Origin of the sequence: Ilyobacter sp. (assembly GCF_041583315.1) — a bacterium.
GTDB lineage: Bacteria > Fusobacteriota > Fusobacteriia > Fusobacteriales > Fusobacteriaceae > Ilyobacter.
This window is the reverse complement of the sequence record NZ_JBFHGC010000101.1, coordinates 1-6447: the sequence shown is the minus strand read 5'-3', so window position 1 is coordinate 6447 and position 6447 is coordinate 1. Positions and strand designations below refer to the sequence as shown.

At 39.6% G+C, this 6447-nt stretch carries 4 protein-coding genes; all 4 read right to left on the bottom strand.

The window, feature by feature from the left end:
* Positions 1 to 2953, bottom strand: a 2953-nt coding sequence (gene carB / locus ABZA26_RS05010; protein ID WP_372713421.1) for a carbamoyl-phosphate synthase (glutamine-hydrolyzing) large subunit, incomplete at its 3' end; no start/stop codon positions are given.
* Complete coding sequence (carA, locus tag ABZA26_RS05005) at positions 2943 to 4022, bottom strand: glutamine-hydrolyzing carbamoyl-phosphate synthase small subunit (protein ID WP_372713420.1); 1080 nt, start codon at positions 4020 to 4022, stop codon at positions 2943 to 2945. The genes carB and carA, both read right to left, overlap by 11 nt.
* 64 nt (positions 4023 to 4086) lie before the next feature.
* Entirely contained in the window at positions 4087 to 5304 is a 1218-nt protein-coding gene (gene argJ / locus ABZA26_RS05000; RefSeq protein WP_372713419.1) for a bifunctional glutamate N-acetyltransferase/amino-acid acetyltransferase ArgJ, read from the bottom strand.
* Between the two features lie 18 nt (positions 5305 to 5322).
* On the bottom strand, positions 5323 to 6363 hold the full coding sequence (gene argC, locus ABZA26_RS04995) for an N-acetyl-gamma-glutamyl-phosphate reductase (RefSeq protein ID WP_372713418.1): 1041 nt from the start codon (positions 6361 to 6363) through the stop codon (positions 5323 to 5325).
* Positions 6364 to 6447: the final 84 nt, after the last annotated feature.

Sequence of the window (6447 nt, the reverse complement as noted above, 5' to 3'; positions counted from 1 at the left end):
CGCCCTGGATATACTCAGCCTCTACCCCGTTTTTACTCAGATAGTCTGCAGTTCCCTTGGAAGCAGACACAGAAAATCCTAGTTCTTTATATTTTCTTATTGTTTCAAGTCCCATATCTTTGCTTACATCGTTTAGAGACACGTAGAGTTTTCCGTCTACAGGTATTTTCATACCTACAGCAGAGAAACCTTTGTATACAGCCACGTCAAAATCCTGATCCACTCCCAAAACTTCTCCTGTGGATTTCATTTCAGGGCTAAGGAAGGTATCTACATTACTGAGTTTTTCAGTGGAAAAAACAGGGAATTTTACAGCATAAAAGTTCTTGTTTTTTCTGAGGCCTGTGCCGTATTCAAGATCTTTTAACTTTTTACCAAGCATAGTTTCCACTGCCACCTTTACCATAGGTACTCCTGTTACCTTACTCAGGATCGGTACAGTTCTCGAGGCTCTCGGATTTACCTCTATTATGTAGAGTTTCTCTCCGTCAAATACATACTGGATATTTATGATTCCCAGTGTTTTTATGTTTACAGCTATTTTTTTTGTGCTCTCTACAAGCTCGGCTATTACCTCATCACTGAGTGTTATAGTCGGATAGCTCGTTATACTGTCTCCAGAGTGGACTCCTGTTTTCTCTATATGTTCCATTATTCCCGGGATAAGTATCTCCTCACCGTCACAGATGGCATCTACCTCTATCTCTGTTCCGTATATATATTTATCTATGAGTATAGTTGTTTCTTTAGACATATCTATGGCATGGGTCATGTACTCTGTAAGGCTTTCCTTATTGTGTACTACCCTCATAGCTCTACCGCCTATTACATAGGAAGGTCTCACAACTACAGGATAGCCTATCTTTTCTGCAGCTTTATATGATTCCTCGAGATTTCTAGCTGCATACCCCTCAGGACTTTCTATTCCCAGGCTTTCCAGGAAATTTCTAAATTTATCCCTGTCCTCGGCAAGGTCGATAGACTCGTACTTTGTACCGAGAATATTTACTCCTGCTTCTTCGAGCCTTTTGGCAAGATTTATAGAGGTCTGTCCTCCGAACTGTACTATCACTCCATATGGTTTTTCTTCACGGATTACGTTTAACACGTCATCGATATAGAGAGATTCAAAATACAGTTTGTCAGATGTATCAAAGTCAGTACTTACTGTTTCAGGATTATTGTTTATAATAATCGACTGGTATCCTGCATCTTTTATAGCCCACACACCATGTACAGAGCAGTAGTCAAACTCTACACCCTGTCCTATTCTTATAGGGCCAGACCCTATTACCACTATTTTTTTCTCTTCTGAAATTATATTTTCATCTTCTTTTTCATAACAAGAGTAATAGTAAGGAGTCACAGCTTCGAATTCTCCGCTGCATGTATCTACCATCTTATAGACAGGATACATCCCTTTTTCTTTTCTGATTTTATCCACTTCTGATTTTTCCCATTTACTTAGTCTCAGTATCTCATCATCTGTGAATCCCATAGTTTCAGCTTTTTCCAGGATTTTTTCAGAAATTTCACTTTGAGAAAGCTCAACCTCAAGGTCTATTATATTTTTGATTCCGTTTAAGAACCATCTGTCAACCTTGCTGACCTCATGTATCTCCTCTATACCCACACCTATTCTCATAGCCTGAGCTATAGCGAAGATTCTCTCATCATCACACTCTTTTATCTTTACCAGAAGCTCTTCCCTCCCCAGCTTAGTAAATGCCGGAAGATTTATACCTGGAAGTCCGCCTTCAAGACATGTTATAGCTTTTAGAAGTGCAGCTTCAAAGGTTCTGTCGATTGCCATTACCTCTCCCGTAGCCTTCATCTGAGTCCCCAGTTTTTTAGAAGCTGACCTGAATTTGTCAAAAGGCCACTTAGGTATCTTCATAACTACATAATCAAGGGCAGGTTCAAAAAATGCACTTGAATAACCGGTAACATAGTTTTTCAGCTCATCCAGATTATACCCAAGGGCTATTTTTGCAGCTATCTTTGCGATAGGATAACCTGTAGCCTTAGAAGCCAGAGCAGATGACCTGCTTACCCTAGGATTTACCTCTATCACTATATAATTATGAGAATGAGGATCTAGGGCAAACTGCACATTACACCCTCCCTCTATTTTCAGTTCGTCTATTATCTTCAGAGAAGACTGTCTCAGCATCTGATACTCATAGTTTGTAAGAGTCTGAGATGGTGCTATTACTATACTGTCCCCTGTATGTATTCCCACAGGGTCAAAGTTTTCCATGTTACATACAGTGATGCAGTTTCCCTTAGAGTCTCTCATAACCTCATACTCTATCTCTTTCCACCCTGCTACACTCTGCTCCAGAAGAAGCTGCTTTATAGGACTCATTATCAGACCCTTAGAACATATCTCCTTAAAGTCCTTCATGTTGTCAGCTATTCCTCCCCCTGTTCCACCCATTGTGTAGGCAGGCCTTACTATGATTGGGAAACCATTTGTCTCAGCAAACTCTACGCACTCAGTCATAGTAGAGGCTATCTCACTTATAGCCACAGGTTCTCCCAGTTTCTCCAGGAGTTCTTTAAATTCTTCTCTGTCCTCAGCTCTTCTTATAGCCTCACTGTTTATCCCAAAAAGTTTCACATTATATTTTTCGAGAATCCCCTTACCTTCCAGCTCCATGGTCAGGTTCAGAGCTGTCTGCCCTCCGAATCCTGCCAGGATTCCCTGGGGTCTCTCTTTTTTTATGATCTCCTCTGCTACTTCCACTGTTAGAGGTTCTATATAGACCTTGTCGGCAATGTTATTGTCCGTCATTATTGTAGCCGGATTACTGTTTAGGAGAACTATCTCAATACCCTCTTCTTTTATGGCCTTGCATGCCTGTGTCCCGGAATAGTCAAATTCTGCAGCCTGTCCTATGATTATAGGTCCGGAACCTATTATCATTACTTTTTCTATATTATGCTTCATCTTTACTCTCCTTCATAAACTTTATAAATTTGTCAAAAAGATAAGTCGTATCCTCAGGTCCCGGTGCTCCCTCAGGATGGAACTGCACAGAAAATACCGGATAGTCTTCCAGCTCGATTCCCTCTACAGTATTGTCATTCAAATTTATAAAGTTTACTCTTGTCCCTGTCCCTGCAAGACTATTTTCATCAGTGGCATAGCCGTGATTCTGGGAGCTGATAAAGGATTTATTTCTATCAATGTCCAAAACTCCGTGATTTCCACCTCTGTGTCCGAATTTTGTCTTGTAGGTATCTCCCCCTACAGCCAGAGAGATTACCTGGTGTCCCAGGCAGATACCAAACATAGGAAGTTTTCCTATGAAATTCTTGGCAGCCTCTATACCCTCTACGGCCAGTTTTGGATCTCCAGGTCCGTTGCTCAGCAGGACTCCGTCTGGATTTCCTGCCATTATCTCCTCGCTGGTTGCATTGAATGGGTATACTGTTACATGGCAATCTCTCTTCTGGAGGTTCCTTATTATATTTTCTTTTACACCAAAGTCTATCAGAGCGACTCTGAATCCATCTCCCGGAACTTCATATACTTCCTGAGTTCCTACCTCTCTCATCCAGTCATCTTCATCCTTGATAGTTCCCATATGTTCATCTATCTCTGCCTGTGTGAGCTTCCTGCTGGATATTACACACTTCATGGCTCCGCTGTCTCTTATCTTTTTAGTAACTGCCCTTGTATCTACCCCGTATACTCCTACAATTTTCATCTCTTTCAGAAATCTGTCAAAATCCCCTTCACTCATGAAATTGCTTGGATTTTTTGATACAGCCTTTACAACCATACCCTTTGCATAAGACCTGTCTGCCTCATTGAAGGATTTATTTACTCCATAATTCCCTATCAGTGGATAGGTCATGGTAATAATCTGCCCTGCATATGAAGGATCTGTCAATATCTCTTGATAACCAGTCATGGACGTATTGAAAACCAGCTCACCGCTTGAAACTCCCTCATATCCAAATCCTTTGCCCTCGTACACGGTACCGTCTTCTAGGTAAAGTGCTCCGTACATAATTAAGTTTCCCCCTTTTTAAATCAAATAAAACTAATTCTGGCCAATAATTTAAACACAGTTACTAGCTTCTGTATGCCCCGTTTATTTCCACATATTTATAGCTAAGGTCGCATCCCCAAGCAGTTGCCTCGGCTTCTCCAATTTTCATATCTATAAATACTGTTATCTCTTTTTCTTTTAGTATTTCTGCAGCAAGAATTTCGTCAAATACCAGCCCTCTGCCATTTTCAGCCACCTGTATAGATCCTTCATTTGATTTCAGGAAAATATCTATTTTTTCAGGATCAAAATCAGCTTCAGAATATCCTACAGCACACAGGATTCTTCCCCAGTTTGCATCTTCACCGAAGAAAGCACACTTAGTAAGATTAGAAGTAATTACAGACTTAGCAGCTGACTTTGCACTTTTTATGTCCTTTGCATTTACCACATTTACTTCTAAAAGTTTTGTAGCTCCTTCTCCGTCTACTGCTATCAACTTTGCAAGTTCTTTATTAAGATGGTCGAGGGCAGCTTTAAATTTCATGAAATCCTCGTTTTCAGTTTCTATAAGCTTGTTCCCTGCCATACCATTTGCCATTACTACAGCCATATCATTTGTGCTTGTATCTCCGTCTACAGAGATCATGTTATAAGAGTCGTCTACGCTTCCCTTAAATGCCTTTTCAAGCATAGCCTTTGTGATATTTATATCCGTAACTACTGTTCCGAGCATTGTTGCCATATTCGGGTGGATCATACCTGAACCTTTTGCCATACCTGCTATAATTACAGGTTTTCCGTCTACCTCTATTTCTATTACTACCTCTTTGGTAAAAAGGTCTGTGGTCATTATAGCTTCTGCTGCATCGTGTCCACCATCTGCAGAGACAGCTTTACAAGCTTCTTTTACTCCTGCAACGACTTTATCCATAGGAAGTTGTACCCCTATAACACCAGTGGATTCCACTATAACCTCTTTTGGATCAATTGCAAAACACTCTGCTACAACCTCTCCCATTTTTACCGCATTTTCATACCCGTCCTTACCTGTACAGGCATTGGCATTTCCGCTGTTTACTACTATAGCTCTTATAGTTTCATGCTTTATATTTTCCATATCCAGAAGAAGAGGTGCAGCTTTTACTCTGTTTGTTGTAAATACTCCCGCTCCCACAGCTTCCTTTTCACTGTACACTACACATACATCTTTTCTTCCGCTCTTTTTTATTCCTGCTGTGATTCCGGCAGCCTTTATTCCCTGTACAGCAGTTATTGATTTTCCTTCTAATATTTTCATCAGTTATTCCCCCTATAATTATGGATTCATTGCCAAAATATCTAAACCGTCATTTTCCTCAAGACCAAACATGATATTCATATTCTGTATTGCCTGGCCTGCAGCACCTTTTATCAGATTATCTATTGCAGATATTGCTATTACTCTGTTTGTCCTCTTATCCACCCTTACTGCTATATCGCAAAGGTTGGTTCCCCTTACAAATCTAGTCTCAGGAAGATCATTTATGACCCTTACAAAATATTCATTTTCATAAAACTTGTTATATATGTCGTATATCTCTTTTTCTGTGATATCTTTCTTTAACTTTGAGTATGTCACAGATAGTATTCCCCTGTTCATAGGAACAAGGTGGGGTGTAAATGTCAGAGCGATATTTTCCTCTCCGATCTTCGATAACTCCTGCTCTATCTCTGCCGTGTGTCTGTGTGTAGTCACACCGTAAGCCTTTATAGATTCGTTGCACTCTGTATAAAGTGTCGCTATACTTGCAGTCCTTCCTGCTCCTGATACTCCTGACTTTGCGTCTATAATAATAGAATCCTTCTCTATAAGGTTATTATGTAATAATGGTGCAAGGGCTAATATACTAGCAGTTGGATAACATCCAGGATTTGCTATTATTTTACAGTTTTTAATCTCTTCTCTTCTTTTTAATTCAGGAAGACCGTAAACAGCATCTTTTATGAATTCAGGATGTTTATAATCATCTTTGTACCACTCTTTAAAGGCTTCTTCACTGTCCAATCTGAAATCAGCACCTAGATCTATAGCTTTTATCCCCTTGTCCATAGCAAGCTTTACAAAGGGAGCAGATTTACCGTGGGGAAGAGCCATAAAAAGAACATCTATCTCATCAATCTTTGATTCTACATCTTCTACCCCTATAAGCTTATCACTTAAAAAATTTTTAAAGTTTCTATAGATTTCACTAAATTCCTTTCCTACATAACTATTTGACACCATAAACTTTATTTCTGCATTTTTGTGCATATTTAGATACCATACAAGCTGTTGTCCAGCATAGCCAGTGGCTCCTATTATTCCTACTCTCACCATTTTTATAATTCCTCCTGTTTATCTTTATATATAGTGTATAATACTCTTTTAGAGAATTTGAGTCCAGTATATTTTTTTATTACT

What these genes read in the sequence shown, in the direction of transcription:
- carA (WP_372713420.1), bottom strand. Translation starts at nt 4,022, where the DNA reads ATGTACGGAGCACTTTACCTAGAAGACGGTACCGTGTACGAGGGCAAA.
- argJ (WP_372713419.1), bottom strand. Translation starts at nt 5,304, where the DNA reads ATGAAAATATTAGAAGGAAAATCAATAACTGCTGTACAGGGAATAAAG.
- argC (WP_372713418.1), bottom strand. Translation starts at nt 6,363, where the DNA reads ATGGTGAGAGTAGGAATAATAGGAGCCACTGGCTATGCTGGACAACAG.